A 26,666-nucleotide genomic window follows, 5' to 3' on the forward strand; every position below is an offset into this window, starting at 1 on the left:
TAGTAAAGCTAAGCGAACCCTCGGCGGGCCCCGGCCCCGTTACGCCGACTGCGTGGCTGGCTCGGGCACGGGCGCGTTCCGGATGCCGACGACGTCGCCGCAAAAGTGGACTTCCACGCCTAGCTCGGCCAACGCCGCGGCTTTGATGCGGCAGGCCTGGTGGGCCTTGGCCTCATAGGGCGCATACACTACCTGAATGTGGTTGGCCTTGTGGCGGGCCATCATCTGGTCGCGGCTCACCCCACGCAGCACCGCGTGCATGATGGGCCATTCGGGGGTGGTGAGCTGCCAGCGGCGCTGCGTTTCGGCCGCGGGCAGGGCCACGGCTTCGCCCACACCCAGGTCGCAGTGCAGCTTGCCGTTCATCACGTACACGCGGCTCCAGACGATGGAACCCGGCCGGCTCACGCCCTTCACACTGCCGCCGCCCAGCCGGAAATACATGGGGGGCTGCCGCTCGCTGCTGGTGCCCGCGTAGCCGTCGACGAAGTGCGAGGGTGGAGCTGCTCCCGAAATCAGAAACACCCACACAAACTCCTCGCCGTCGCCGGTGTCGAAGGTCTCGCCCCAGCGCAGGTCGTGGAGGGTGGTGTCGCCGGACATGCTCAGCTCCTGCCAGAGGCGGTAAGTGAGCAGAGCGTCGAGGCCGGCGCACTCGTCCACCTCGTTGAAGTGGGGCAGCGCTTGCCCGGCGTACAGTTCTTCACCGCTGGCGGAAAATACCGGCGGTCGGTCGGTGTTGTTGAGCAGGCCCTCGGCCAGGTCGCTGGCAACAGTCAGGTCCTTGAGGCCTTGCTGGTACTGAATTCCGATGGTATCGCAGCCGAAATCGGCGGCGAGGCGCACCGCGGCGATGTACATCTTGCACTGCTCCAAGGTCTGGGCCGGGGTAAGCTGCGTGGCTTCCTGGGTGCCCCAGTTGAACTTCATGCCCTTGGCCAGCAGCCAGTCGAGCACGCCCTGGGCATCGGCACGCGTCACCTCGCGCATGGCGGCGTAGAGGGTAGCTTGGCTGAGGCGCTCCTTGAAGACACCGGTGGCGTGCAGTAGCTCGTCGGGCACAATGGCATTGTACATGCCCATGCAGCCCTCGTCGAACACGCCCATGATGGCCTTCTGCTGGCGGAAGCGCCGGGCAAACTCGCGACCAGTCTCCTCTTCCGCTGCTGGCAGTGAGGCTTGACCAAAGCTGGTTACGTGGCGCAGGTCCTGCGCAATGCGGCCCTGGGTGAGCCACTGCTGCAGGCCGTTCTCAAAAAAGGAGTCGGTAAAGTCTTCGCTCCAGAGCGTGCTGTAGGGCACGCCGGCCTTGGTTAGGCAGCCGTTCAGGTTGAGCAGGCCCACCAGGCCGGGCCAGGTGCCGCTCCAGTTGGCCACCGTCAGGATGGGGCCCTGGTGGGTGGTGAGGCCCGAGAGCACGTGGTGCGAATACTGCCACACGCTCTCAGCCACGATGATGGGCTGCTGTGGGTTCAGGGAGCGGAATACCTGCATGCCCATGCGCTGCGAGTCGATGAAACCGTGCTGCTTGTCAGGGTCATAGGCATGGGCCCGCTTCACCGACCAGCCCTGCCGGGCCAGGGCGGCCGCGAGTTCTTTTTCCATGGCTTGCTGGGCGGCCCAGCAGTTCTTGTTGGCAGCCAGGCGCAGGTCGCCGCTGGCAAGGAGCAATACTTCTTTGGTAGACACAGTAACCACGGCGTGCAACTGAAAAATTGTGAATCAAGACCAGGCGGCGGACCGCGTCCGGCACCGGTTGCCGGCCACAAGCGGCGCAGGGCAAGCCTGGCAGCACCGGGTAGACAAATTTGCCGGGATAAAGCCCGCTAGCCCTCCAAGTCATTGCCTACTTAGTGTAGGATATTACCATGCCCCAGCGCGCAGAACAGAGTTTGCCCCGGCGTTCGGCTGCTACCGGGCCGGGCCGCGGGTTCGCCATAAAAGCATGAACCCGCAAATTTTCTGTCGCCGAAAAGCGCGGAGCAGGCAGGTACAGGAGAGTACCGCTTGCTGGGGTTAATAAATTGGTAACCTTTTCCAGCAGCAACTGACGGCTGGGGACCAACTAAAGGCCTGCACCCCGCAGGATAACATCCTAGACCAACCCGGCAGCCGGCCGGATTGCTTACGCCAGCTGCCACTCTCCTATTCTACCCCAATCGATTTCATGACCAAGTAGCTCTTCCTTCCCCGCCTCTTTTGCTTGCCGGCGTGGCCTTTTACAGTTCCCTTTCCACATCAAATCCCACCACTTCTGTAATCCTATGAAAGCCCATTTTCACAAAGTTCCGGTTACCACGCAAAGCTCGTTTAGTGTCCGCCACGACCAGAAGCCCAACTTCGGCACCGTGTGGCACTATCATCCGGAACTGGAGTTGCATTATGTTATCAAAGGGGAGGGCGTGCGCCTGATGGGCGACAACATCAGCAATTTTTCGGCGGGCGAGATTGTGCTGCTTGGCGCCAACCTGCCCCACACCTGGCGCTGCAACGAGGAGTACTTCCAGGGCAACCCCGAAAAGCAGGTCGAAGCCATCGTCATTCAGTTTCTGCCCGAGTGCCTGGGCCGCTACCTCTTTGGCCTGCCCGAGGCCTACCTTATCCCCAAACTGTTTGAGAAGGCAAAGAGCGGCCTGCTCATCAGCGGCAAGGCCAAGGCCAAGCTTGCCCCTCTAATGCGCCAGGCCGTGCACGCGACGGACCTGGACCGCATCATTATCTTCCTGTCCATTCTCAAAATCCTGTCCGAGACGTCCGAAGTGAAAACCATTGCCTCGGAGCACCACGCCTTCAAGCAGTCCAACGAGTCTGACGTGCAGCGCATCAACAAGGTGTGCAACTACACGCTCTCCAACTACAAGAAAGAGATTACCCTCGACGAAATCGCTTCCATCAGCAATCTGAGCGTGACCTCGTTCTGTCGTTACTTCAAGCTAATAACCAAGAAAACCTACTACGATTTTCTGATTGAAATCCGCATCAGCCAAGCCTGCCGCCAACTCATCGAGGACAAGCTGCCCACGGAAGTAATCTGCTTTGAGTGCGGCTTCAACAATGTCTCCAACTTCTACCGGCACTTCAAGAAAATCACCCGAATGACGCCCCTGGAGTACAAGAAAAAGTACCTACACAGCCACAAGGAGCTGGCGATGGCCGCGTAGTATAGGCGAAATGCCTCCCCGGCCCCCTATCTGATTGCGGGGGAGCCTGACGGCATGCTTTTCTTTATTCGATCTAAAAAGGCCCTCTGCATGTCAGAGAGGGCCTTTTTTATTTTAGTTGCACAAGCTTGTGCTGGGTCCTGAACCCCGGGGCGCCGCCTTAAGCCACCAGTTCCAGATGGCGGCTCAGGGTGTGGTAGTCGCCGTACAACGTTTCTACTCCCTCGCGGATGGTGCTGTTAAAGTCGCCCACTTTGCGGCGGGTGAACGTGGAAATGTCCACGCCCCGCTGCATGAGCGAATACTTGGCCACGGTGGGGTACACGTTGTGCATCACGCCCATATTGCGGATGAAGAACTCCTGTACCTCGTCCACCTCGGCGCTAAGGCTTGGGTTGTCGTAGTTCTTGCACAGCCACACAATTAGCTCGGGGAAGAAGTTGCCTTGAATGCACGACAGGCCCGCTGCCCCGGCCCGCAGCGAAGCCACGGCGTGGCCCATGTACGCATCGTAAAGGCCGAACTGGTGCCCTTTGGTTGCGGCCAGCTTGGCCCGAACCTGCTCGATATCTAGGCAGGTGTCTTTGTGATAGGTAACGCGGCCGGTGCGTACGAAGCGCTCGAGCTCGTCGGCCGACAGCAAGCGCTTGTAAGGCTCGGGGCATTCGTAGAAGCCCAGCGGCACGCCCGCCGTCCACTCCATAAGCCGGAAGATGCGCTCATTAAACACCGCACTCGACTCCTCCTGGGTGGCCAGCAAGCCGGTGGTGACGATGACGGCCTCGGTGCCGGCCCCATATACCTGCTTCACAAAATCGGCTTGTTCGACAAGCGAACCGGCGAAAGTACCGGTGGCCACCACGGGCACGGCACCGCCAACAACGTCCACCACATGGCGGATGCTTTGCAGGCGTTCGTCAGCGCTCAGCTCAAACATCTCACTGGAAAGGCAGTTGGCAAACAAGCCGGCTGCACCAGCCTCTAAGTACATCTCCGTGAGGCGGGTAAGGGCACGGTAGTCAATTTGCCCGTCGTTTTGAAAGGGCGTGAGCATAACGGGGATAAATCCCTTGGGTGAATTTTTCATACGGAATAGGGCTGAGGTGCGAGGGGCGGGGCCGGCTGTTTGGGATAGAAAACGTGAGGACAGCTAGTGGGCCGGTTGCTTAACTTCTTCGGGTAGGTCCGCTAGGGTGCGGCTCTGGCGGAGGCGGGTGAGGACCAGGCCGACCAGAAAAATGGTGAGCGTGCCAACAACAATCACCATGCTTTTGTGCAGAGGATTGCGCAGGCCCGCCAGGGTTTCGGGCAGGTTGGGCGAGAGCGTGAGCCAGACAATGACGAGCACGCCGATGATGGTGGCCGTGAGGGCCTCGGCGTTGCGGGTTTGGCGGCTGATGATGCCAAGTAAAAACAAGCCCAGCATGCCCGCGGCGAAGATGCCGGACAGCTCCCACCACACGTCGAGCACGCTTTTCACGCCTATCATGGCAATGCCTACGCCCATGCCCAGCAGGCCCACTACCACCGTGCCCAGGTGCAGGGTGCGTAGCGTGTGCTTCACGCCCATGTTGGGCCGGAAATGCCGCTCGTAGATGTCGACCGTGAACACGGTGGCGGAGGCGTTCATGCCCGAGCTGATGGTGCTCATGGCCGCCGACAGGATGGCCGACACGATGAGGCCAACAAAGCCAGGCGGAATTTTCGTTACCATGAAGTGCGGCATCACTTTGTCGCCGTAGTCGGCGGGCTGAAGCTGGGCCGCAGCCTGCGTAATCTGAGCGGCTGTTGCGGCCAGCGGCAGCCGTTCGGCGGCTACTTTCATCTTCACGGCTTCGATGAGCTCGGGGTGCACTTGGTAGTAGGCAAACAAGGCCGAGCCAATGACGAAGAACAGCAGCGAGGCCGGCACGTAAATCAGCACGCACAGCCAGATGGACTTGGCCGCCTGCTTGGCCGAGGTGGCCGTATGGTAGCGCTGCACGTAGTTCTGGTCGACCCCGAAGTTGTTGAGGTTGATGAAGAAGCCATAAAGCAGCACCACCCAGAAGGTGGACTGAGTTAAATCGGGCGCGAAGCCCCCCAGGCTGAACTTGCCCTGCTCCTGCCCAATAGTCATGATGTGCGAAAAGCCGCCCGGCATGTTGGTTACTATCAGGTAGAGGATGAGCAGGGCGCCAAAGGTTTTCACCACGCCTTGCACCACCTCGGTCCAGATGACGGCTTCGATGCCGCCCAGCACCGTGTACACGATGATGCAGCTGCCAGTGACGAGCATAATTATCTCCATGGAAAAGCCCGTGAGCGCCTGCAGCGTGAGGGCAATACCGAAGAAGATGGAGCCGATGCGGGCCAGTTGCGTGAGCAGGAAACACGCCACGGCGTAGGTGCGGGCCCAGCTGCCAAAGCGGTGCTCAAGGTGGGTATAGGCTGAAATTTCGCCCGTGCTGCGGTAGAACGGCACGAAGTAGCGGGTGGCCACCCAGGCCGCCAGGGGCATAGAAATGCTGAAAACAAAGGCGTTCCAGTTCGTGCCAAAGGCCTTGCCCGGCACACCCAGAAAGGTGTTGCTGCTCAGGAAGGTCGCGTAGATTGACATGCCAATGGCCCAGCCCGGAATCAGCCCGGAGGCACTGGAATACTGCTCGGCGCTGTCGTTTTTCCGGGCAAACCAAGCGCCCACGGCAATCATGGCGGCCAAATACAGCGCGATGATAATTAGGTCAAGAACTCGCAAATTGCTCATGATGCCATATTACCAAATTGCCGCGACATGTTGCCCAAAACCAGGCTTGTCGTCCCATCAGCAAATTTACCGACGGCCCCCACGGGCCGCCTGTATGATTTTCCCCTACTGTTGTACCATCTTAACTATCCTGCACCCGGCGCCCTCCTACTGCACATCCAGGCCCGAAACGCTGAGCCCGGCCGCATCGGTGCCGCTAAGCTTCACCTTGTAGCTGCCCGCGTTAATCATGCTGCCAGTGGAGCTGGCCAGGTAATTCCACTTGCCGGGTTTGGAGGGCACCAGGGTCACTTCTTCCTCCCGCAGCAGCGTGCCATCGGCCAGCGATACCGACAGCTTGCCTGTGAGCGGCTTGGTTAGCTGGTTGGCATAGCGCAAGGTGAGCGAATACGTGTCGGCTACGCCCACGCTGATGGTCCACTCCACGGCCCCGCCGCGGGGCTCTTTGAAGGTGATACTTTCCTTGGTATTGACGGTTTCCTTCGTCATGCCGGGGCCACTTACGCGGGCGGTAGCGGGCTTGTAGCCGGTCACCGATTTTAGGTCGTAAGCCGGCTCAATGGTGCTGGCCCGGTTCACAGCCACGAGGTAGGGCCGCGCCTGGGCCATACCAGCGTTTGGGCCGAGGCTCACCAGGGCCCCAGCCGGAAAGCGCTGGCGGTACACGCGGTACTGGTGGCCACCATTCTCATTGGTTTCAAGGCTAGTTTTGGTGTCCTCGTAGGCCTGCAGCCACGCGGGGCGAGTGCCTTGCACGGCATCGAGGGCGACGTAAACATCAGCGGCTGCTGTGACGGTGAACGCAACGGGATTAACCAATTCCCGCGGGTTGGAGGCGGTACCTGGTTTTATTTCCTGCCCCGATTTGCTTGCTTTTTTGGGCGCTGAAGAGGCTACCGCCAGCGGCCCCCGCAGCCATTCAGCGCCATACAATGCCGAAGGCAACGCACTGAAGGCAACCGGGGAACTGGCGTAGGCCGGGCTGCCCGTGTCCAGCCACGTCTGCGTCGACCATTGCGCGGCCAGGGCGGGGTCGGCCACCCGCAGGCTGCTGATGAGGGACCGGGGAGCGGGCGCCGGCCGGGTCGAAGCATCCGGGCTGGCAATGGCAATGCCGGCGATAATGGCCTGCCCGGAAGCCACATTTGGAAAGGAAATGGTGAGCTGGCCGTCGGTAACCCGCGCCTTCACGGTTTTCTTCAACGCGTGGTCGTGGCCCGCCTCTTGCCAAATGTCGAGGTTCTTAATAACCGTCTGCCCATTCAGGGCCACGTCAAACAGGCGCCAGCCGGTGCAGTTCAGGCCCCCGCCGGTGCCCAGCCAGGGTTCTACAAAGTACAGCTCCACCATGTACTCGCCGTTGGGCACGGGGAAATGGTAGCGCAGCTTCTCCCGGCCGTACCGGAAGCTCTGAAACAGTGGCCAATCGGTGGTGCCCGCAATAGGGTCATGGGTGCGACGCTGGCTGGCGAAGAATGGCGAGAGCCCCGGGAACTCCTGGGTCCACGACTCCGAGCCCCAGGTTTGCGGGGTAAGACGGGGCTGGTCGGCCTGCCAGGCACTGCCGTGGCGGTCCACGTACTCCGGCCCGCCGCAGTTCACGCGGTAGAGGTAGTTGTAAGTCAGCTGGGGCTGAGTGAGCGGCTGGGCATTGGTCAAAAAGGCGTCAAAGCCGGGCGCTTTGGGCAGGTGGTGCAGCACGATGTAGTCCTTGGCCACTGCTTTACCACCCACGTAGCCCACGGCGTAGAGCACGTTATACTTAATATCGACACCATCCCACTGAAAATGAGTACCGATGCCAGCGCGCGTTTTCCGACCCAACGAAGCCGCGTTCACGTCGTTGAACAGCTCCACTTCGTCGCAGTTCGAGTACACGCTCAGGCTGTCTTTTCGGCCGGGCGTCAGCCAGCGGTCCGGCCAGGTGTGGGAGGCGATGTACACCATCGGCTCCTTGTCCTTAGGCGCATAGTTGGCCCGGAACATGTAAAAGGCGTCGGTAGGCTCCTCCCAGGGTGTGAGCAGGCCCTTGTAATTTACGGGGCCAATGCGGTCGAGTTCGCGCTGCCCTTCGCCGCCCTGCACCCGGCCGGGGTTGTCGTGCGAGGTCAGCAGCCAGAAAAAGTGGCCGGCCGTCTGGTCTTTGGCTGATTCGGCCAGGCGCACTTTCTGCTCCATGAGCTGGGTAAACCGGTCCTCGCTGAAAGGGCCGCCATTGAGCACGGGCGGCCCCTCGGTGTGCAGGTCGAGGGTGCGCCAGGCGCCGTACTCGCCGATGAGCACCTGTCGGGCCACGTCGGCGGCGTAGGTGGCGGGGTCACCGCCGTAGGTGCCGGTCCAGTTCTGGGGGACGTCCCAGTCAGTGCCCTGCCCGCCGTTGCAGGTCGTCACCTTGCGCTCGCGCGAGGCCGTGGGGTCGAGCTGGCGGATGAGGGCGGTGCACTCGCGGGCGAAGTCGGCCGGCAAGGTGCTTTCATTTTCCAGGCCCCAGAGCACCACCGAGGGGCTGTTGCGGCGCTCCTTCACCCAGTCGGTGAGCAAGGCCTTGAAGTTGGCGCGAAACGCCGGCGTGTCGTACCACACGTGGGCCGCCAGCTGTGGCCACCAGAGCACGCCCAGCGAATCCCAGTTGGCCTGGTAGCGCAGGTTGTGCGGCTGGTGGGCATCGCGGAAGGCATTAAAGCCGGCAGCTTTGACCTGCTGCACCCGCGTGCGGATTTGGGCGTCGCTAAATGCATGGCTCTGGCCTAGCAGGTGCTCGTACTCGGCAATGCCGTTGATGAGAACGGGCTGGCCGTTGAGTAGAAACTGCTTTTGCGTGGTCGCAGCTCTGCCAATCGGCCAACTCACCCAACGAATACCATAGGGGGTTTCCTGCTCGTCAATCAGTTTGCCTTTGGCGAAGACGCGCGTCACCAAGCGGTACAGGTAGGGGTCGGCCAACGACCACAGGTGGGGCTGCTTCAACTCAGGCAGTTGCTGACGAAGCTGCGCGGCCGCGCCCGCCTTTAGCTTCTGCCGGGTCCTATTTTCCGCAACGGTCCTCCCCTGCCGGTCCAGCAGCTGGCTAATCACAGTCAAACTCTGAGCCGCGGCCCCGTAGTTCTTTACCTCCGTTTCCACGCTTAAGCGGGCAGCTTGAGCCGACAAGCTCGAATCGGCCCACACGTGCACGCCGAAGGGCTCGATGCGCACTGGGCTGGTGATGATGAGCTGCACGGGCCGGAAAATGCCCATGGGCTGCGAACCCTCCGAGAAGCCCCGCTCCTCGGAACAGCCGCCGCACACCCACGGCAGGTCCTGAATCCCGGCCGGGTGGTCGGCTCGCACGGCCAGCACGTTGGTTTTGCCCGCCGCGAGCAAGGCCTCAGTCACATCCAGGGTGAAGGTGGTGCGCCCCCCGGCGTGCGTGCCCACCGGCCGGCCGTTCAGCCATACCGTGGCATAGGAACCCACGCCTTCGAAGAACAGGAAGTAGCGGGCGTCCTTGGGGCCCCGCGCTGTAGTGAAGGTTTTGCGGTACCAGGCGTAGCCGTGGCGGTTGCCGTGGCGCTGGCGCCGGTAGCCCTCGTAGGCATCCCAGTTGTGGGGCACGGCCACGGTTTGCCAGTTTTGGTCGTTGAAATCGGGCCGCTCGAAGCCGGCAAAGGCTTGCTGGTTTTTGTCGTCGGCCGCGGTTTGCCAGTTGTCGAGCAAGGGAATAGTCGTACGCGGCGGGGCCTGAGCACGGGCCCCACCGGTCCAGGCCAGCAGGACAACGAGCAACAGCGGAAGTAAATGAATTAATCGAAATTTCTTGAATCCCGACAAAACAAGAACGTCATGCTGAGCTTGTCGAAGCATCTCTACTGCTTCGTTGTGACAGCATGAATTACTGCTGCGGTAGAGATGCTTCGACAAGCTCAGCATGACGTTCTGTTATTTGATGTGTAATTCACTCGTCAACTTATAAACTTTGCCAGGTTTGGTAGCCAAGCGCCGCTGTTTTTCGCCGTACCGCACCACGCACTCGCGTCCAGCGGCCGACTCAATTTCTACCTCTTGCAGTTGGCCCTGGGCCCACTTCATGTTCACCACGAAGCCGCCCCGGGCGCGCAGGCCGCGCACGGAGCCCGTGGGCCACGCGTCGGGTAGAGCGGGCAGCAGGTCGAGAGTGCCAGCCTGGCTTTGCAGCAGCATCTCTGCCATGCCGGCGGCCCCGCCGAAGTTGCCGTCAATTTGAAAGGGCGGGTGGGCGTCGAACAGGTTATTGTAGACGCCGCCCTGCTCGCTGCCGGTGCCATTGTCGGCCGGGGAGAGCAGCTTTTCCAGCACCCGCAGGGCGTGGTTGCCGTCACGGAAACGCGCCCACAGGTTAACCTTCCAGGCCAAGCTCCAGCCGGTGCCCTCGTCGCCGCGCTGTGTGAGCGACTTTCGGGCTGCCCGCATCAGGGCCGGGTTGGCTTCCCAGTTGATGTCGGTGCCGGGAAATACGCCCCAGAGGTGCGACACGTGCCGGTGCGTATCGGCCGGGTCGTCCTTGTCTTCCAGCCACTCCTGCAGCTGGCCGTGCCGGCCAATTTGGTTAGGAGCCAACTGGCGGGCTTTTTCAACCAACACTTTCTGAAAATCCGCGTCGACCCCAAGGATTTGGGCGGCGGTGCGGGTGGTGTTGAACAACTCGCGGATGAGTTGGTGGTCCATGGTGGGCCCGGCCACCAAGCCGCCGTGCTCGGGCGAGTTGGATGGCGTACTGATTAGCCAGCCGGTGCGCGCGTCCTTCACCAGAAAGTCCATGTAAAACTCGGCTGCTCTCTTTAGCACGGGGTACTGCTGATGCAGAAACGCTTTATCCTGAGTGAACTGATAATGCTCCCAAAGGGGCTGGCACAGCCATGCTGCGCCCGCCACCCAGATGCCGTGGTTAGCAGCGTTGATGGGGGCCGTGCCGCGCCAGATGTCGGTGTTGTGGTGCAGCACCCAGCCGCGGGCGTTGTAATTGTTTTGGGCGGTGGCCTGGCCGGCCTGGGCCGCCTCGCTGACAAAGCTGACGAGTGGCGCGGTGCAGGCCGCGAGGTTGAGCACCTCGGCCGGCCAGTAGTTCATTTCCAGGTTAATGTTGGTGGTGTACTTGCTGCCCCAGGAGGGTGTCAAGGACTCGTTCCAGATGCCTTGCAGGTTGGCTGGCAGCCCACCCGCCCGCGACGAAGCAATGAGCAGATAGCGGCCGTACTGCAGGTACAGGGCCAGCAGCGCGGGGTCGGTGGCCGGCGTAAAGTGCCTGATGCGCTCGTCGGTCAGGAGTCGTTTCTCCCCGGGGCCATGCCCCAGTTCAACGGAGAAGGTGCCGAACAGCTTGCGGTAGTCCCGGATGTGCTCCGCTTTCAGGACCTCGTATTTCTTGGTCGAGACCTTGTCCAGCTGCTGTTTCGCCTGCAATTCGGGCTGGGCCGAGGCGTCCTGGTAGTTCTTGAAATTGGTGGCGGCCGTTAAGTAAATCGTGGCTTCGTCGGCATTTTCAAGTTGAATCTGGTTGTCCGTCACTCGTAGCCGACCACCTTTTGCGATGATGCGCAGGTAGCTCACACCGCGCAGCACCCCGTCGCGCACCTGCACGGCCAGCGCCAGGGTGTGGTCGTCGACGCGGTACACCTTGCGGTTTTCGTGCGGGCTATCGAAACGGGCAGTAAAGCTGAGCTTCCCCTTGATGCCAGCATCCAGATGGGAAATAATGGCTTGCCGGGGGGCGCTGGCAAAATACTCCCGCACGTAGGGTATCCCGCCCTGCCGGTAGGCCACCTGGGTCACGGCCTGGCTCAGGTCCAGATTCCGGAGATAGGCGCTGGCGCTGTCGGCCTTGGGGAAGCTTAGCCGCACGTCCCCGAAAGGCTGGTAAGAGGCCTGGAAGCTGGGCGCGAGCGGGGGGCTGGCGTCCTGCACCCAGTAGTGCCAAGCGGGGCTTAGTGGCACACCGGCAGCGGGGTCGGCCCCTTCGGGGTACACCACCAGCACGGGCTGCTTTTCCTTGACCCCAATCAGCCCGCCCTTATCGAAGTAGTTAATAACCTGCACCGCCACTTCGTTGCGACCGGGGCGCAGCGCGGCGGCGGGCACCAGGTAGCGCCGCTTCTTGCTGATGCCTTCGTCGGTGCCGACCAGCTGGCCATTCACGTAAGTGACGTCCGCGTCGCGGATGCGGCCCAGGCTCAGCGTGAGGTCTTTGCCGGCCCAGGCCGCTGGCAGGTCGAAGGTGGTGCGAAACCACAAGGCTCCGTCCAGCCCTTCAAGGCCGGCACTTTCCCAGCCGTTCGGCGTAGGTAGGGCCAGCGGCTTCCATTCTTTAATGGCCATTGCCTGAGCTACGCTCACGGCGCGCACCTTTTGCAGCCAGATGGCTTTTTCGGCCTCGTAGGTTTCCTCGTGGTCCTTGAGGCCCATGAAGTGCTGCTCGGCTAGCTGCTCGGCTTCGGCCTGCTTGCCTTCGGCCAGCAACTGGCGGAGCTGGGGCAGGTACTGAGCGGCGCCGGAGCGGTTGTAGTTGCGCGGGCGCCCGGTCCAGAGGGTAGCTTCGTTGAACTGAATCCGCTCCTGGGTTACTCCGCCGAATACCATGGCGCCCAGCCGCCCGTTGCCGATGGGCAGCGCGTCGGTCCACTTCGCGGCGGGCTGCTGGTAGCGCAGCTGCAAGTCCGGCTGCTGGGCCGCGCCGGGCCCAGTGGCCAGCCAACTCCACAGGACTAGGAAAAAGGCGAAGCGCGGGTATGGCATGGCGGCTCTGGTTTCGGGACCGGGTTAGTTGACAGCCACTCGCTCTTTCACGGTGTCGTCTTGGCTTACCGGGGCTTTCACGGCTTTGAAGTGATTGTTCTGTAGCACGATGTTGCGCGTTTTGGCGCCCGTGAGCTTGAGGAAGGTTTCGGTGCCGGCCACTGGGAAGGAATTCGACACAAAGGCGTCTACCACATTGGTCAGCTCTACCAGAGGCGTGGCCGCCAGCGGCATGGCGCTGCGCAGGCCGTCGAGGCGCAGCTGCTGCACGTTTTCGGCGCGCACGGCCGGGCCCGCGGCCGGGTTTATCTGCACGTTGAGGAAGGCAATGTTGCGTGCCTCGCGCACCGTAAAGCCTTGTTTGGCGTCGAGGTTCATGTTGCTGAACGTGACGTTTTCGATGGGCATTTCCGGCAGGCCATTGAGCAGGCCGGCTTGGTTGCCCTCGGCGGTGATGTTGCTGAAGTGAATGTTGCGGAAGCGCGGCGTGCGCTCGCTCACGGGCTCAGCGGGCACGTTGGCGTACTGCATGTCCAGCACTATCATCTGGTCCCGGATGTTCTTCATTACCACGTTGTCTACCCGAATGTCTTCTACCACGCCACCCCGGCCCCGGGCCGTTTTGATGCGGATGCCGCGGTCGGTGCCGTCGAAGATGCAATTCGAGATGGTTATTTTCTTCACCCCGCCCGACATCTCGCTGCCGATGACCACGCCACCGTGACCCGAGAGCATGGTGCAGTTGGTAATGGTGTAGTTTTCGGCCGGCACATTCATCTTGCGGCCCGCCTGGTCCTTGCCCGACTTGATGGTGATGCAGTCGTCGCCCACGCTGATGTGGCAGTTGGAAATGTGCACGTTGCGGCACGACTCCGGGTTGATGCCGTCCGTATTTGGCGAAGGTGGGTTGGTGATGGTCACCCCCGTAATGGTCACGTTCTCGCAGAATTCCGGATTCACGGTCCAGAAAGGCGAGTTGCGGATGGTAATGCCTTCAATCAGCACATTTTTGCAGTGCATGGGCTGAATGAACGGCGGGCGCAGAAAGGCGCGCTCAATCACGCCGGGCAGGTCCGGTTTTAGGATGTTGGCGTTCAGGCGCTGAAACTCCTTTTGCCACTTCGAGTCCTGGCTTTTGCGTGACTGCCCTTCGGCGTAGTCCCACCACTTCTTGCCCTGCCCATCGATGATGCCCCGGCCCCGAATGGTGATGTTCTCGGCCTTGTACGCGTAGAACAGCGGGGAAAAGCTGGTCACGTCGATGCCCTCGTAGCGCGAAGGCACCATGGGCAGGTAGTCGTCAAAATTATCGCTGAAGTAAAGGATGGCCCCCGCTCCTATCTCAATGGTGATGTTGCTTTTGAGATGAATGGGGCCAGTGCGGTAGCGCCCTGCCGGGAAATACACCGTGCCGCCACCCGCCTTCGAGGCCGCCGCAATGGCCTTGGCAATGGCCGCCGTAGCCAGCTTCGTGCTGTCGTTGCGGGCGCCGTACTTGAGTACGTTGTAGTAGTCCTGCGCCTGGGCGGCTGGGGCGCAAAGTAAAAACAGAAGAAAGACGAGAAGATTATATTTCATACCAATTAGGTTCCTAAAAAGAACGTCATGCAGAGCGCAGCGAAGCATCTTACCCGCTTCGTTGGGTTGCATGAATTACTTGCGCAGTAGGGATGCTTCGCTGCGCTCTGCATGACCGACTACAATGGCCAAATAATCAACCGGGCAGCTTGGCCGTCAGCCGTTTCAACTCATTGGCGCGGCCTATTTCCTTGCCATCAGCCAGAATTCTCAGTCCTTGGCCCTTGCCGTATTTGGTGCCGGTTTTGTCCCAAATCACGGAAATCATGCGGCCGTGATAGCGCACCTGGTCAAGGCAGAAGTAATCCCACTGCCCGGCGGGCACCAGCGGAAACACCTCCACTACGTTGTCAGCACGCGGCTTCAGGCCAACCAAGCCAGTTATTATCAAATCGGCGAAGCCGGAGTGGTTGTAGTAGCTGCTGCGCGGATTGTCGCCCTTTAACCACTCGCCGTTCTTTTCGTCCTGGTACTCGCCCAAGTAGGGCACGCCGTTTTTCTGGTGCGAGAGGGCATACTTACGCAGTTCGGAGTAGTACACCTGCGGGCTCATGCCGTCGTGGTGCTTGTACTGAGTAAGCAGGTTGGCCAGGCCTTTCAGGGTTTGGGTGGTGGCGTAGGGCCACACCGCGCCGTCCCACTCGCAGCCGTGGCCCGAGCCATGGGTTCGGAAGCCGGGCGCGCGCCGCTCGGCCGTGGTGATGCCCCACGGCGCCTGAAAGCCGGCTGGGTCGGTGAGTTGCTCCCACTGCTTGGCGTATTTCGGTTTGTCGGCCGGCAATGAGAAGTACCACGGGATGTAACCCAACTCCTCGCGTGCTTCGCAGAGCCCACCCTTCTCGTACTGCACCTTAAAAAAGGAGGCCTTGTCGTCCCACAAAGTGCGCTGCACGTCGGCCCGCAGTTGCTTGGCTTTCCGGGAGAACTTGCGCTCCAGCGTGTCGTTTTTCGTCAGCCGGGCCATGGCCGCCATCGCAGTAGCGTTGCCGTACATGTAGCTGTTGATGGTGGGCCGCACGTTCTTCACTTTGCGCCCGCCGCTGATGGATTCCTCCATGGCGTCGCGCACGTCGTACTGCCAGAACATGCCGCTGGGCAGCATTCTTTCGGCTTCCCACTGGCGGTAGTCGGCGCTGAGCACGGGCAGCAGCTCCTGCACCAGGGCTTGGTTCTGGTTCACCAGGTACATGCCGTACACGGCGTCCTGCAGCCAGCTACTAAAGGCGTGCAGCTTCTTGGTTTTTTTGGCATCGGCGTACAGCCAGAAGCGCGTGTACTGCTCGGTGAACTGAGGGTCGTGCAGCCAGCGGCCCTCGTTGAGGTGGTGACCCAAAGCGCTGCTGATGGTGTTGTGCAGCCCGGCGTGCTTCATCGGCGTAATGAATTCCGTGAACACGAAGCCGTCAGGCGTCTGCTTAAGGTGTTTGCGGTAGGTCCACCAGCGGTAGTAGTACGTTTCCTGCAGCGCCGAATCGGGGCACTCGAACCGCGGTACCTGTTGGGTAAGCCAGTCGGCCGCCTGGGCATTGGGCACGAAGTTGATGACGTCCTCCTGGTCCAGGGCGTTAAAGCGGGCCACGCTGGCGCGCAGGTGCTCGGCCGTCAGCACCGGCGCGGGCGCTTGCTGCGCGGCCACCCCAACCGGGACGGTCCAGCCCAGCAGGCTCAGAAAGAATAAAAACGGTTTGGTTCGCAGCTGCATGGGTGGCTTGGGGCTTTGGGCCGTCTATTCGAATAACCAATCGATTTCTTTGGCCTGCTCGCCCCCGCCCCCCAGGCCCGCGTTGTAGGTGCGCAACGGCTGGCTGGCATCCATAAAACCGAGGACGAGGCAGGCGCCTCGGCCTAGGTTCAGGGTGTGCGTACCGGCCTTGAAAGAGTAAACATGCACATTCACGGCCGGCTGGCCGGCGACCAGGGCCGCATTGGCAATTCTGATGTCGGCCTGGCCGTAGTCGTTGGCGCTGGCGTCAGTTTCGAGCTGCGGCGCGGGCAGGTAGCCGGGTTTTTTCTGCGTAAAGTAACCCACCAGCAGCTTCACCGGCTTGGCCGTTTTGAAGCTCACCTCAGTGCCCTGGCTGGCTTGCTGTGCCTTGTTCAGCCGCAGGCCCTTCAACCCCAACAGTTCCGGTGCCAAGGCGGTAATCTGTGCGCTGGTGTCAGCGAAGGCTAATTGACCGGGAGCCAACTTGTAGTTGCTGCCCGCCTTGCTCAGCACGGTGACATTGGCGTTGCTGGCCGCAACCAGCTTCTTAGCTGCCGGCGCGGTTTTCACGGCCTTGAGCGAGTCGATGTTGTGGCGCAGGTTCACCAGCTCCTTTTGATAGACTGGCAGCATCTCCACCCAAGTTTTGTAGGTGCCGTCCACGCCGCGCATGGGGATTTTACGCTGCGCTGTCTGCATGCTGTTGGCGTACAAGTACGTGTCCTGGGTCAGGCCCACCAGCTTTTGCCAGTGGCTTAGGCTGCGCTCCAGGTAAGGCACAGCCTGCTCCAGGTCGGCCACGTTGTGCGAGTACTTGTAGCGTAGCACGCGCAAGGCGGCCTGCACCTTTTCGGCGTAGAAGTTTGCCAGGGCGTCCTGGCAATACATGTCATTTTTCACGCGGCCAAATTCAGCTTGGTTCCTGGTCACGGCGGGCGCGGCACGCTCGATGGCGGCAATGGCGGCCTGGCCGTGGGCCACCACTTCGGTGGCCACTTGCGGCGGCGTTTCGCCCACGTGCGGATGCCCCTTGGCCTCCTTTTCGGCGTACTCAATTATCATTTCGCCCTCCGGTGCTTCCGACTCATAGAGTAGCGTGAAGAGGCCGTAGCGCTTGGGGTTGATGAGTTGGCCCATGAGCATGCCCAGCGTCAGGGTCTGGCGGTTGCCGTCGGTGATGCCGTAGCGGCGCAGCAGCTTGGGTTCAATTTCGCCGGCCTGCTCGTAGGCTTCCATTATCTGCTTGCCGGCGGTGGCGTCGCAGCCGAACATCGTACCCAATTCCAGGCCCCAGTAGTTCTGCTCGGCCGGGCGCGGGCGGTCGGCGCGCCAAGCGTAGCGCGACCACGCCTTATACCAGAGCCAGTCGCGGTCAATCTGTAGCAGGCGCTCGGGGGCTTTGTCGGCGGTGTAGGGCCAGTCCCAGTACGAAGCCTGCGGGTAGAGGTGCAGGCCGTTGGCGCCATACGTGCTATGCATGGCCTGCACGCTTTTCTGAATAAAATCGGCCGAACCGTAGCGGAACGGCTCCAGGTTGGCCAGGATGTGCACGTTCTCGATGTGCACCGAGTTCATGCTGCTCAGCTGCCGGTGCAGCTCAGCCCAGGAGCCGCGCGGCGTGTAGGTAGTGAGCGCCTCGCCGTTGAATTTGGCTTCGGTGTAGAGGTTTTTATAGTACGGCAGCGCGGCGGTTATCACGCGGGGCGCGTCGGTGTCGTGGGCCCGCAGCACGATGGGCGGCAAGTCGGTTTGGCCGGAGGCTTTGAGGCCGTCAAGCACACCCGGGATGATGGTCTTCGTGAACCAGTCCACGTCGTCCTGGCCAGCGCCTTCCATGGCTTCGCCCAAGGCTACCATCAGGCCCACGTTGGGGTATTTCTCCACGAAAGCGGCGATGGACTTGCGCGTGTAATCGGCAATGAGCGGCACAATGGGCCGGGCGCGGTCCTGGGTTTTAATGTTGTGGTGCTCGGCGAAGGGCTTCGAGACAATGATGTTATAGAACATCTGAATCACCCAGATGCCGCGCTTGTCGGCCTCCGCCGTCAGGAAGCGGTACATCTCCTCGTTCTTTTTGAAGGTGGCGTCGTCCACTTCAACGGCGTAGGGGTAGTCCTTCAGCCGTACCAGCGAGGCAAACGGGTGCCCGTTCCAGAGGTAGAGCGAGTTCATGCGGTTGTCGGCCAGCATGTCGAGGTAGCGCACCCACAGCTCCTTATCGTAGAGCCACGGAAACACTTCGGGCGTGTACGGGTACTCGTACACGGTTCGGCCCGGCAGATAATACGGCTTCTGAATGCCGATGCAGGCACCGCGCAGAACCATTTCGGGCTGGTCGGTCAAGCTCAGGCTTTCGCTGAGCTTGCCTTGGGTGCGTACTTGCTCAGCTAGTTCCAAGCAGCCATAGAGCGCGCCAGAGTTGTCGGTGCCGGCAATAACGAGGGCACTTTTCTCGCCTGATGCGATAGAAAAACCTTCTTTGCCGGGCGTTTTGCCCGCACTCAGGTGGTACGTAGTGGCGGCTTGCCGCAGGAGTTCGTCGGTGGCCCGGCCCACTACAATCAGGCCCTGGCCCTTGGGCAGCTTACCCTGCTCCTGCACCTTCACCTGGTAGCCGGCGGCCCGCAGGGCGGTGGCCAGCCGGGCGGCGCCGTAGTGCAAGCGGGCGTGGGCGCCCTTGGGCAGCAAAATGGTGCGGTTGGGCCTGGCGGGCACCGGCGCGGCGCGGGCATCGGTGGGCGCCAGCAGCCAGCAGCTTAAGCAGAAATAGCTGGTTGCAAGAAGCTTCCACAGATTTCGAGGCATCGGCACGGCGTGTTAAAGGTGGTCGGTATGCAGCAGCGGCAGCTATCGGGCCGCGGGGAGCTTGGACGTTATCAAAATTACTGGGCTGCCGGGCCGACACTGTATACCATCTTCTCCGCCTGTTGTAGCATGTTGCCATCGCAAAACGGCCGGTTTTGCCAAGCCCACCTCCGGGAGAAGGCGGCCACCCGCTGGGCGCACTGGCCCCGGCGCACGGGGACTATGGTGGTGCTTTGCCGCTGGGGCAGCGGCACCATGCCTAGCAGCAGAAACCGTTACGCTCATAAATAAGGAAACTTCCCAGGCTGTTGGCGGGCCCGGCCAGACTAGTGGCTGGTGCATACGCCTACTTAACAGGAGTCGGGCACCCTAGCTAATTTGCCGGTTCCAGGCCTTCGGCAGCACGCCGTCAAGTGGTATGATAACATCCTACATAGGGTCGAGAAAATGATATAGGTGCCCGGCGCTTTCGCCTTGTTATTTCGCTTCGGTCAAACTCCTTCAATCCACCTATGAAAAAATCGGTTGCTTCCCTCTGCGCTTTAGGCCTCTTTTTCTCGTCGCAACACGAAGCGCGGGCCCAGTACCCTTCTATTCCGGCGGATGTGGCGAAGGCCAGCGCGGACATGATGGCCGCGGCAAGTCGCCAGTCGGACATTGCCTGGAACAAGGCCTACCCCATCATTCAGAAGGAGCAGCGCGAAGGCAAGCCCTACATTCCGTGGGCGGCCCGCCCCATTGACTTGCCACAGGCCAGCATCCCCGCGTTTCCGGGCGCCGAAGGCGGCGGGGCCTACACCTTCGGGGGGCGCGGCGGCAAGGTGTACGTGGTGACGAGCCTGGCCGACAGCGGCCCCGGCTCTTTGCGCGAAGCCTGCGAGCAGGGCGGCGCCCGCACCGTGGTGTTCAACGTGGCCGGCATCATTCAACTCAAAAGCCCGCTCATCATCCGGGCGCCTTACATCACCATTGCGGGCCAGAGCGCGCCCGGCGACGGCATCTGTGTGGCCGGCGAGTCGGTCTGGATTAACACCCACGACGTGGTGGTGCGGTACATGCGCTTCCGCCGCGGCGAAACCAACGTGGGCCGGCGCGACGACGCTATCGGCGGCAACCCCATTGGCAACATCATGATTGACCACGTGTCGGCCTCCTGGGGCCTCGACGAGAACATGTCGATGTACCGCCACATGTACAACGACAGCACCGGCATTGCCGAGCAGAAGCTGGGAACGGTGAACATCACCATTCAGAACTCCATCTTCTCCGAGGCGCTTGACACCTGGAACCACGCCTTCGGCAGCACGCTCGGCGGCGAGAACTGCACGTTCATGCGCAACCTGTGGGCCGACAACGCCGGCCGCAACCCCTCCATAGGCTGGAACGGGGTATTTAACTTCGTCAACAACGTGATGTTCAACTGGGTGCATCGCTCCACCGACGGCGGCGACTACCGCGCCCTCTACAACATCATCAATAATTACTACAAGCCCGGCCCCTCCACGCCGAAGGATTCCAACATTGGCCACCGCATTTTGAAACCCGAGTCGGGCCGCAGTAAGCTCAAGTACCAGGTGTACGGCCGCGCCTACGTAGCCGGCAACATCGTGGAGGGCCACCCCAACGTGACCAAGGACAACTGGGACGGTGGCGTGCAGGTAGAAGAGCTGCCCAACGCCGGCAAGTACATGGCCGACATGAAGGTAAACAAGCCCCTGCCTATGGCGGAAATCACCATCATTCCCGCCGAGAAAGCCTTTTCCTACGTGCTGGAAAACGCCGGCGCCACTCTGCCCCGGCGCGACGCCGTGGACGCCCGCGTCATCGAGCAGGTGCGCACCGGCAAAATCACCTACAAAGAAGGCATCAAGCTGCCCGACACCCAGTTCAAGCACCGCCGCCTACCGGTTGACTCCTACAAGAACGGCATCATCACGGACCCCGTCCAGGTGGGCGGCTACCCCACCTACGCCGGCAAGCCCTACGCCGACGCCGACAAGGACGGCATGCCCGACGACTACGAAAAGAAGAAAGGCCTCGACCCCAAAAACCCAGCTGACGCTGCCCAGGTCAAAAGCAAAGACGGCTACACCAATATCGAAAACTACCTCAACAGCTTGGTAGCAGTGAAAAACGTCAAGCCCTAACCTTATCTCCAGCCACTGTCATTGCGGAGTGCAGTGAAGCATCTTTACCTCATTATTAGCTCAAATCCTTTGCGCGGTAAAGATGCTTCACTGCGCTCCGCATGACGTTCTTTTAGGCTGCTGCTCGAAAACAAACTCCCCGTGTCCCACCCCACCCGCTCCTTCTACTTCCTGCTGCTGGCCGGCCTGATTTCGGCTGGGCCGGCCGTTGGGCAGGGCAAACCCAAGCCCATCCCCAAGCCAGCGCCCGTGGCCGTGGGCCCAGAGGGCAAGCTGGTGTACACTCCGGACTCTTTAGGCAACCGCATCCCGGACTTTTCCTATTGCGGTTACCGGGCTGGCGAGCAGGCCATTCCCATGGCCGAAATCAGGGTGGTGGTACCGGTGCGCGCTGGCGACGCCACGGCCCGCGTGCAGGCCGCCCTCGACTACGTGGCCGCACGCCCCCTGGGTAAGGACGGCTTGCGCGGCGCCGTGCTGCTGGAAAAAGGAACCTATGAAATCGCCGGCCGGCTGATAATCCGCGCCTCGGGCGTGGTGCTGCGCGGCAGTGGTATGGGCGAGGGGGGCACCACCATCCTCGGCAGCGGCACTAGCCGCGAGCACCTTATCACCATTGCTGGCCGACCCGACCGCAAGCTGGAAACGGCGCTGGCCATCTCGGACCGGTACGTGCCCGTGAATGCCCGCACCGTGCACGTGGCCAATGCAGCAACCTTCAAAGTAGGAGACCGAGTGCTGGTGCAGCGCCCTTCCACGGCGGCCTGGATTGAAAAACTAGGTATGCAAACCTTCGGCGGCGGCCTCTCCTCCCTCGGCTGGAAACCCGGCCAGCACAACCTGGCCTGGGACCGGCAGGTGGTAGCCGTCGATGCCGCAGGCATCACCCTTGACGCCCCCCTCACCACCGCCCTCGACCAAACCTACGGCGGCGGCACCGTGGCCCGCTACACCTGGCCGGGGCTGATAACCCAGGCGGGCATCGAGAACCTGCGCCTGGAGTCAACCGTCGACCTGGCCAACCCCAAGGACGAAGACCACCGCTGGATGGCCGTGGTGCTGGACGACGTGCAGGACGCCTGGGTGCGCCAGGTGGCGTTCCGGCGCTTTGCCGGCTCGGCGGTGCTGGCGCACGAAACCGCCCGCCGCGTCACGGTGGAAGACTGCATATCCACTGAGCCGGTATCGGAAATAGGCGGTGAGCGGCGCAACACGTTCTACACGCTGGGCCAGCAGACGCTGTTTCAGCGCCTATATGCCGAGAACGGCTACCACGATTTTGCCCTGGGCTACTGCGCCGCTGGCCCCAATGCCTTCGTGCAGTGTGAAGCAGAAGAGGCCCTGAGCTTCAGCGGCGGTATCGATAGCTGGGCTTCGGGCGTGCTGTTTGACATCGTCAAAGAATATGGCCAAGCCCTGCGCTTCGGCAACCGCGAACAGGACGGGCAGGGCGCCGGCTGGGCCGTGGCCAACAGCGTGCTCTGGCAGTGCACAGCCGCCCGTGTGGACTGCTACCAGCCACCCACGGCCCAGAACTGGGCATTTGGCACTTGGGCGCAGTTCGGCGGCAATGGCTACTGGGACATGTCGAACGAGTCCATTCAGCCCCGCAGCCTGTACTACGCTCAACTGAAAGACCGGCTTGGCGATGCCGTAGCCAGCCGCGCTATTTTGCTGCCGGTGAGTACTGAGGCTTCGAGCAGCCCCAAAGTAGCCGTGGCCATGGAGCTGACCCGCCTCTCGGCCACCCCGGCCCCTACCCTGCTGGCGTTCATTCAGGCTGCGCCCACTCGCCAGCCCTTGGCCACGCAGCATTCCGCGCCCAGCATCGACAAGCTGAAAGTGAAAACGCCTGCGGCCCCCGCCTACGCTGCTCCATTGCGGGTGACGCAGGGCGTGGTCGTGCGCGGCAACGCCTTGGTAACCGGCCGCCGCCAGGACGTGCCTTGGTGGAATGGAAGCGCCCGCCCTCACGGCCTGCTAAACCCCAAGCCACACGTCACGCGCTTCGTGCCGGGCCAAACGGGGCGCGGCCTAACCGATGACCTGCCGGAAATGACTGACTCCATGCGGACGCAAAACATTGTGGCCCTGGCCCACAACTACGGCCTGTGGTACGAGCGCCGCCGCGACGACCACGAGCGCATCCGCCGCATGGACGGCGACGTGTGGGCCCCGTTCTACGAGCTGCCCTTTGCCCGCAGCGGCACCGGTACGGCCTGGGACGGCCTGAGCCGCTACGACCTGACCAAGTACAACCAATGGTACTGGAACCGGCTGGCGCAATTTGCTGACCTGGCCGACCAGAAAGGACTGGTGCTGCTCAACCAGCACTATTTTCAGCACAACATCATCGAAGCCGGTGCCCACTACGCCGACTTCCCCTGGCGCCCGGTCAACAACGTGAACAACACTGGCTTTCCGGAGCCACCGCCCTACGCTGGCGACAAGCGCATCTTCATGGCCGAGCAGTTTTACGACGTGAACGATGCGGCCCGGCGCCCCCTGCACCGGGCCTACATCCGACAGTGTCTCAACAACTTTGTGGGCAAAACGGGCGTCATTCACCTCATCGGGGCCGAATTTACCGGGCCGCTGCCCTTCGTGCAGTTCTGGCTGGACACCATCAAGGAGTGGGAAACCGAAACTGGCCAGCAGGCCACCATCGCCCTGAGCACCACCAAGGACGTACAGGACGCCATTCTGGCCGACCCGGCTCGGGCCGCGGTGGTCGACCTCATCGACATTAACTACTGGCATTACCAGGCCGACGGCAAAACCTACGCGCCGGCCGGCGGCCAAAACCTGGCCCCCCGCCAGCACGCGCGCCTGCTAAGCCCCAAGCGCAGCTCCTTTGAGCAGGTGTACCGCGCCGTGCGCGAATACCGCCAGCAGTTCCCCGACAAAGCCGTGCTTTACTCCGCCGACGGCTACGACGGCTTCGGGTGGGCGGTGCTACTGGCGGGCGGCTCGCTGGCCCACGTGCCCCGCGTGGCCGAGGCTGGTTTTGCCACATCAGTAGCTGGCATGAAGCCGGTGGTGCTACCCGGGCAACCCGCCGGCCAATGGGCCTTGAGCGACGGCAAAACTGGCCTGCTCGTGTACCGCGACGGCACAACGCCCGCGCATCTCGACCTTTCCGGCCTGAGCGGTACGTTCGCCGTGCGGCGCCTAAACCCGAAAACCGGACAACTGACTGGTAAAACGGAGTCGGTGAAAGGCGGAAAAATAGTGACGCTGACCGCCCCGGGTACCGGCGCAGAGGTCCTTTGGCTATCAAAGAAATAATGGGAAAGCGCGGACTGATCGGATGGGCACTGCTGCTGGGGGCCGCGATGCCCGCACACGCCACCGTGGTGCTGCCCCGCGTGCTGGGGCACAACATGGTGCTGCAACGTGCCAAGCCCGTGCCCATTTGGGGTACCGCGGCGCCTGGCGAGGCAGTGACTGTGCAGTTTGACGGGCAGCACGCCCGTACCACAGCCGATGCCGCGGGCCGCTGGCAGGTAACGTTGCAGCCGCTCACGGCTTCGGCTACGCCGGCCGAGCTGGTGGTGAGCGGCCGCAATACCATCCGACTGCAAAACGTGCTGGTGGGCGAGGTGTGGCTGTGCTCGGGGCAGTCGAACATGGAGTACACCATGCGCAAAAACAGCAAGGTGCCGCCCCCGCCAGGCCTCAACCCGAGCCCGGTGGATGAGTTGAAGTACGCCCACAACCCCGCCATTCGCATTTTCCTGGTCAACCGCAAGGAGCTGGCCCGGCCCGACTCCCTGCACGGCGGCTGGAGCATCGCGCAAGATTCTGCCCTGCGGTCGTTTTCCGCCGCCGCTTACTTCTTTGCCAAAGAGCTGCAACAGCGCCTCAACGTGCCGGTGGGCATGATTTCCTCGGCCGTGCCGGGCAGCCGCATCGAACCCTGGATTTCAGAAGCGGCATTTGCGCAGGACAAACACTTCGCCGGCCAGAAAGTAGAAGGCGAACCAGGCAAATTCTACGAGCCGATGATACGGCCGCTGGTACCGTTTGCCGTGCAGGGCTTCCTATGGTACCAGGGCGAAACGAACTGCTTCCTGGCCGAAACCGACAGCTACGCCCACAAGATGAAAACGCTGATTGAGAGCTGGCGGGCGGCCTGGGGCGGCGGGCCCCTGCCCTTCTACTACGTGCAGCTGGCCCCGTTCAAGTACTCCGACGCCTCGGGCAAAGTGGTGATTACGCCCGAAACCCTGCCCCGCTTCCGCGAAGCGCAGGAGCTTGCCCTGCAGTTGCCTCGCACCGGCATGATAGTGACCACCGATTTGGCCGACAGCTTGGGTGGCATACACCCCGGCTACAAGTGGGAGGTAGGCCGGCGCCTGGCCTTGCTGGCCCTGGCCGGCACCTACGAACAGCCCCACGTGGCGGCTACCGGCCCGGTATTCCGCCGCCTGAAGGTGAAGGGTGATGTAGCCATGCTCACCTTCGCTCCTGCTGGGGGCCGCTTGGTGAGCAAGGACGGACAGCCGCTCACGGGCTTCACCATGGCCGGGGCCGACGGCGTGTTTGTGCCGGCGCAGGCGCGCATTGCGGGCGCGCAGGTGCTGGTTTCGGCCCCGGGCGTGTCGCGGCCGGTAGCCGTGCGCTTTGGCTGGCACGAGTTGCTGCAGCCCAATCTGTTTTCTGACCAGGGCCTGCCCGCGCGGCCCTTCCGCACCGACAAGTCGGAGGCGCGCGTGAGCGTTCGCTAGCTGCACCTCCGTTTTTTTCAGTTCCGTTTTACCCCTTACTTTTTAGCTATGAGCCAGCACGCCCTTACCCGTCGCGATTTTCTCAAGGCCAGTTCGTTGCTGACGGCTGGGCTGCTGTTGCCCTGGTCGGGCTGGGCGGGCAGCCGCGCCAAAAAGCTTACTTATAAGATTGCTGTCGTGGACTTGATGATACTCAAGCGGCAGAAGCTGGGCGCGCTGCAGCTCACCAAAGACATCGGGGCCGACGGCGTGGAAGTGGACATGGGCGGCTTGGGCCAGCGCGAAACCTTCGACAACCAACTGGCCAAGCCTGAAATCCGTCAGCAGTTCATCGACAAGGCCAAGGAGCTCAACTTGGAAATTTGCTCGCTGGCCATGACGGGCTTCTACGCCCAATCATTTGCTACGCGCCCTACTTACCAGCGCATGATTCAGGACTGCCTCGACACGATGAAGGCCATGAACGTGAAGGTGGCCTTCCTGCCCCTGGGCACGCAGGGCGATTTGATAAAGAATCCCGAGCTGCGCCCCGCCATTGTAGAGCGCCTAAAGGTGGTGGGCAAAATGGCCAAAAAGGCCGGCGTGGTGGTCGGTATCGAAACCTCACTCGATGCCGCGGGTGAGGTGCAGCTGCTGCGCGAAATCGGCTCGAAGCACGTGCAGATTTACTTCAACTTCTCGAACCCCCTGAAGGAAGGGCGCGACCTGCACCAAGAGCTGAAAATCCTGGGGCGCAAGCGCATTTGCCAGATGCACGCCACCGACGAAGACGGCGTGTGGCTGCAAAACAACACGCGCCTCGACATGAACAAGGTGAAGCAGACCCTGGCCGACATGGGCTGGGACGGCTGGCTGGTTATCGAGCGCTCGCGCGACGCCAACGACGGACGCAACGTGAGGAAGAACTTCAGCGCGAATACGGCCTACCTTAAGTCGATTTTTCAAGCGGGCTGAGAACCGCTCGGCGCCTTTTTCCAGCGGCAATATTCGCCTATGAAATTGCGCTTAGCCGGGTTGAACCAGATGAGTGGCTTCGGCAACGTTTGG

Annotated in this window: 14 protein-coding genes; 5 read left to right on the top strand and 9 right to left on the bottom strand. The window is 61.9% G+C overall.

Features of this window, described 5'->3' with window-relative positions; genetic code table 11:
• Positions 1-39 precede the first annotated feature (39 nt).
• Positions 40-1,689, bottom strand: a complete 1,650-nt coding sequence (locus ACP7AJ_RS19040; RefSeq protein ID WP_426061789.1) for a fucose isomerase — start codon at positions 1,687-1,689, stop codon at positions 40-42.
• Positions 1,690-2,264: 575 nt separating this feature from the next.
• Here ACP7AJ_RS19040 and ACP7AJ_RS19045 point away from each other — a divergent pair.
• Positions 2,265-3,161 carry an AraC family transcriptional regulator gene (locus ACP7AJ_RS19045; RefSeq protein ID WP_426061790.1) on the top strand — a complete coding sequence of 299 codons (897 nt, stop codon included), beginning with the start codon at positions 2,265-2,267 and terminating at the stop codon, positions 3,159-3,161.
• A gap of 160 nt (positions 3,162-3,321) precedes the next feature.
• On the opposite strand, the gene ACP7AJ_RS19050 is transcribed toward ACP7AJ_RS19045, so the two are convergent.
• The 8 genes from ACP7AJ_RS19050 to ACP7AJ_RS19085 form a co-directional block, all read right to left on the bottom strand.
• Entirely contained in the window at positions 3,322-4,248 is a 927-nt protein-coding gene (locus tag ACP7AJ_RS19050) for a dihydrodipicolinate synthase family protein (protein WP_426061791.1), read from the bottom strand.
• Positions 4,249-4,311: 63 nt separating this feature from the next.
• Positions 4,312-5,907, bottom strand: a complete 1,596-nt coding sequence (locus tag ACP7AJ_RS19055) for a sodium:solute symporter (protein WP_426061792.1) — start codon at positions 5,905-5,907, stop codon at positions 4,312-4,314.
• 147 nt (positions 5,908-6,054) lie between these two features.
• A complete protein-coding gene (locus ACP7AJ_RS19060; protein WP_426061793.1) occupies positions 6,055-9,672 on the bottom strand; it encodes a malectin domain-containing carbohydrate-binding protein in 3,618 nt (1,205 codons plus the stop codon).
• Positions 9,673-9,825: 153 nt separating this feature from the next.
• Positions 9,826-12,654 carry a glycosyl hydrolase family 95 catalytic domain-containing protein gene (locus ACP7AJ_RS19065; protein WP_426061794.1) on the bottom strand — a complete coding sequence of 943 codons (2,829 nt, stop codon included), beginning with the start codon at positions 12,652-12,654 and terminating at the stop codon, positions 9,826-9,828.
• 24 nt (positions 12,655-12,678) lie between these two features.
• A complete protein-coding gene (locus tag ACP7AJ_RS19070; protein ID WP_426061795.1) occupies positions 12,679-14,232 on the bottom strand; it encodes a glycoside hydrolase family 28 protein in 1,554 nt (517 codons plus the stop codon).
• 136 nt (positions 14,233-14,368) lie between these two features.
• Positions 14,369-15,934: an MGH1-like glycoside hydrolase domain-containing protein gene (locus tag ACP7AJ_RS19075; protein ID WP_426061796.1), complete on the bottom strand. Its 1,566-nt coding sequence runs from the start codon at positions 15,932-15,934 to the stop codon at positions 14,369-14,371.
• Positions 15,935-15,958: 24 nt separating this feature from the next.
• The gene (locus ACP7AJ_RS19080; RefSeq protein ID WP_426061797.1) at positions 15,959-18,742 is read right to left on the bottom strand and encodes an alpha-d-galacturonidase; all 2,784 of its coding nucleotides are present in this window, start codon (positions 18,740-18,742) and stop codon (positions 15,959-15,961) included.
• Positions 18,743-18,819: 77 nt separating this feature from the next.
• On the bottom strand, positions 18,820-18,999 hold the full coding sequence (locus tag ACP7AJ_RS19085; protein ID WP_426061798.1) for a hypothetical protein: 180 nt from the start codon (positions 18,997-18,999) through the stop codon (positions 18,820-18,822).
• Positions 19,000-19,254: 255 nt separating this feature from the next.
• On the opposite strand from ACP7AJ_RS19085, the gene ACP7AJ_RS19090 reads away from it, so the two are divergent.
• The 4 genes from ACP7AJ_RS19090 to ACP7AJ_RS19105 all read left to right on the top strand — a co-directional run bounded on the left by ACP7AJ_RS19090 (position 19,255) and on the right by ACP7AJ_RS19105 (position 26,573).
• Positions 19,255-20,889, top strand: a complete 1,635-nt coding sequence (locus ACP7AJ_RS19090; RefSeq protein ID WP_426061799.1) for a pectate lyase family protein — start codon at positions 19,255-19,257, stop codon at positions 20,887-20,889.
• A gap of 141 nt (positions 20,890-21,030) precedes the next feature.
• On the top strand, positions 21,031-24,177 hold the full coding sequence (locus ACP7AJ_RS19095) for a DUF6298 domain-containing protein (protein ID WP_426061800.1): 3,147 nt from the start codon (positions 21,031-21,033) through the stop codon (positions 24,175-24,177).
• 47 nt (positions 24,178-24,224) lie between these two features.
• Positions 24,225-25,619 (top strand): sialate O-acetylesterase, encoded by a 1,395-nt coding sequence (locus tag ACP7AJ_RS19100; protein WP_426061801.1) that lies wholly within the window; start codon positions 24,225-24,227, stop codon positions 25,617-25,619.
• A 48-nt stretch (positions 25,620-25,667) separates the two neighbouring features.
• Positions 25,668-26,573, top strand: coding sequence for a TIM barrel protein (locus ACP7AJ_RS19105; protein WP_426061802.1), 906 nt, complete (start codon positions 25,668-25,670; stop codon positions 26,571-26,573).
• Positions 26,574-26,666 lie beyond the last annotated feature (93 nt).

Origin of the sequence: Hymenobacter sp. B1770 (assembly GCF_049896385.1) — a bacterium.
In the GTDB taxonomy this organism is placed as follows: domain Bacteria; phylum Bacteroidota; class Bacteroidia; order Cytophagales; family Hymenobacteraceae; genus Hymenobacter.

What these genes read in the sequence shown, in the direction of transcription:
- ACP7AJ_RS19080 (WP_426061797.1), bottom strand. Translation starts at nt 18,742, where the DNA reads ATGCCTCGAAATCTGTGGAAGCTTCTTGCAACCAGCTATTTCTGCTTA.
- ACP7AJ_RS19055 (WP_426061792.1), bottom strand. Translation starts at nt 5,907, where the DNA reads ATGAGCAATTTGCGAGTTCTTGACCTAATTATCATCGCGCTGTATTTG.
- ACP7AJ_RS19090 (WP_426061799.1), top strand. Translation starts at nt 19,255, where the DNA reads ATGAAAAAATCGGTTGCTTCCCTCTGCGCTTTAGGCCTCTTTTTCTCG.
- ACP7AJ_RS19100 (WP_426061801.1), top strand. Translation starts at nt 24,225, where the DNA reads ATGCCCGCACACGCCACCGTGGTGCTGCCCCGCGTGCTGGGGCACAAC.
- ACP7AJ_RS19070 (WP_426061795.1), bottom strand. Translation starts at nt 14,232, where the DNA reads ATGAAATATAATCTTCTCGTCTTTCTTCTGTTTTTACTTTGCGCCCCA.
- ACP7AJ_RS19075 (WP_426061796.1), bottom strand. Translation starts at nt 15,934, where the DNA reads ATGCAGCTGCGAACCAAACCGTTTTTATTCTTTCTGAGCCTGCTGGGC.
- ACP7AJ_RS19065 (WP_426061794.1), bottom strand. Translation starts at nt 12,654, where the DNA reads ATGCCATACCCGCGCTTCGCCTTTTTCCTAGTCCTGTGGAGTTGGCTG.
- ACP7AJ_RS19050 (WP_426061791.1), bottom strand. Translation starts at nt 4,248, where the DNA reads ATGAAAAATTCACCCAAGGGATTTATCCCCGTTATGCTCACGCCCTTT.
- ACP7AJ_RS19045 (WP_426061790.1), top strand. Translation starts at nt 2,265, where the DNA reads ATGAAAGCCCATTTTCACAAAGTTCCGGTTACCACGCAAAGCTCGTTT.
- ACP7AJ_RS19105 (WP_426061802.1), top strand. Translation starts at nt 25,668, where the DNA reads ATGAGCCAGCACGCCCTTACCCGTCGCGATTTTCTCAAGGCCAGTTCG.
- ACP7AJ_RS19085 (WP_426061798.1), bottom strand. Translation starts at nt 18,999, where the DNA reads ATGGTGCCGCTGCCCCAGCGGCAAAGCACCACCATAGTCCCCGTGCGC.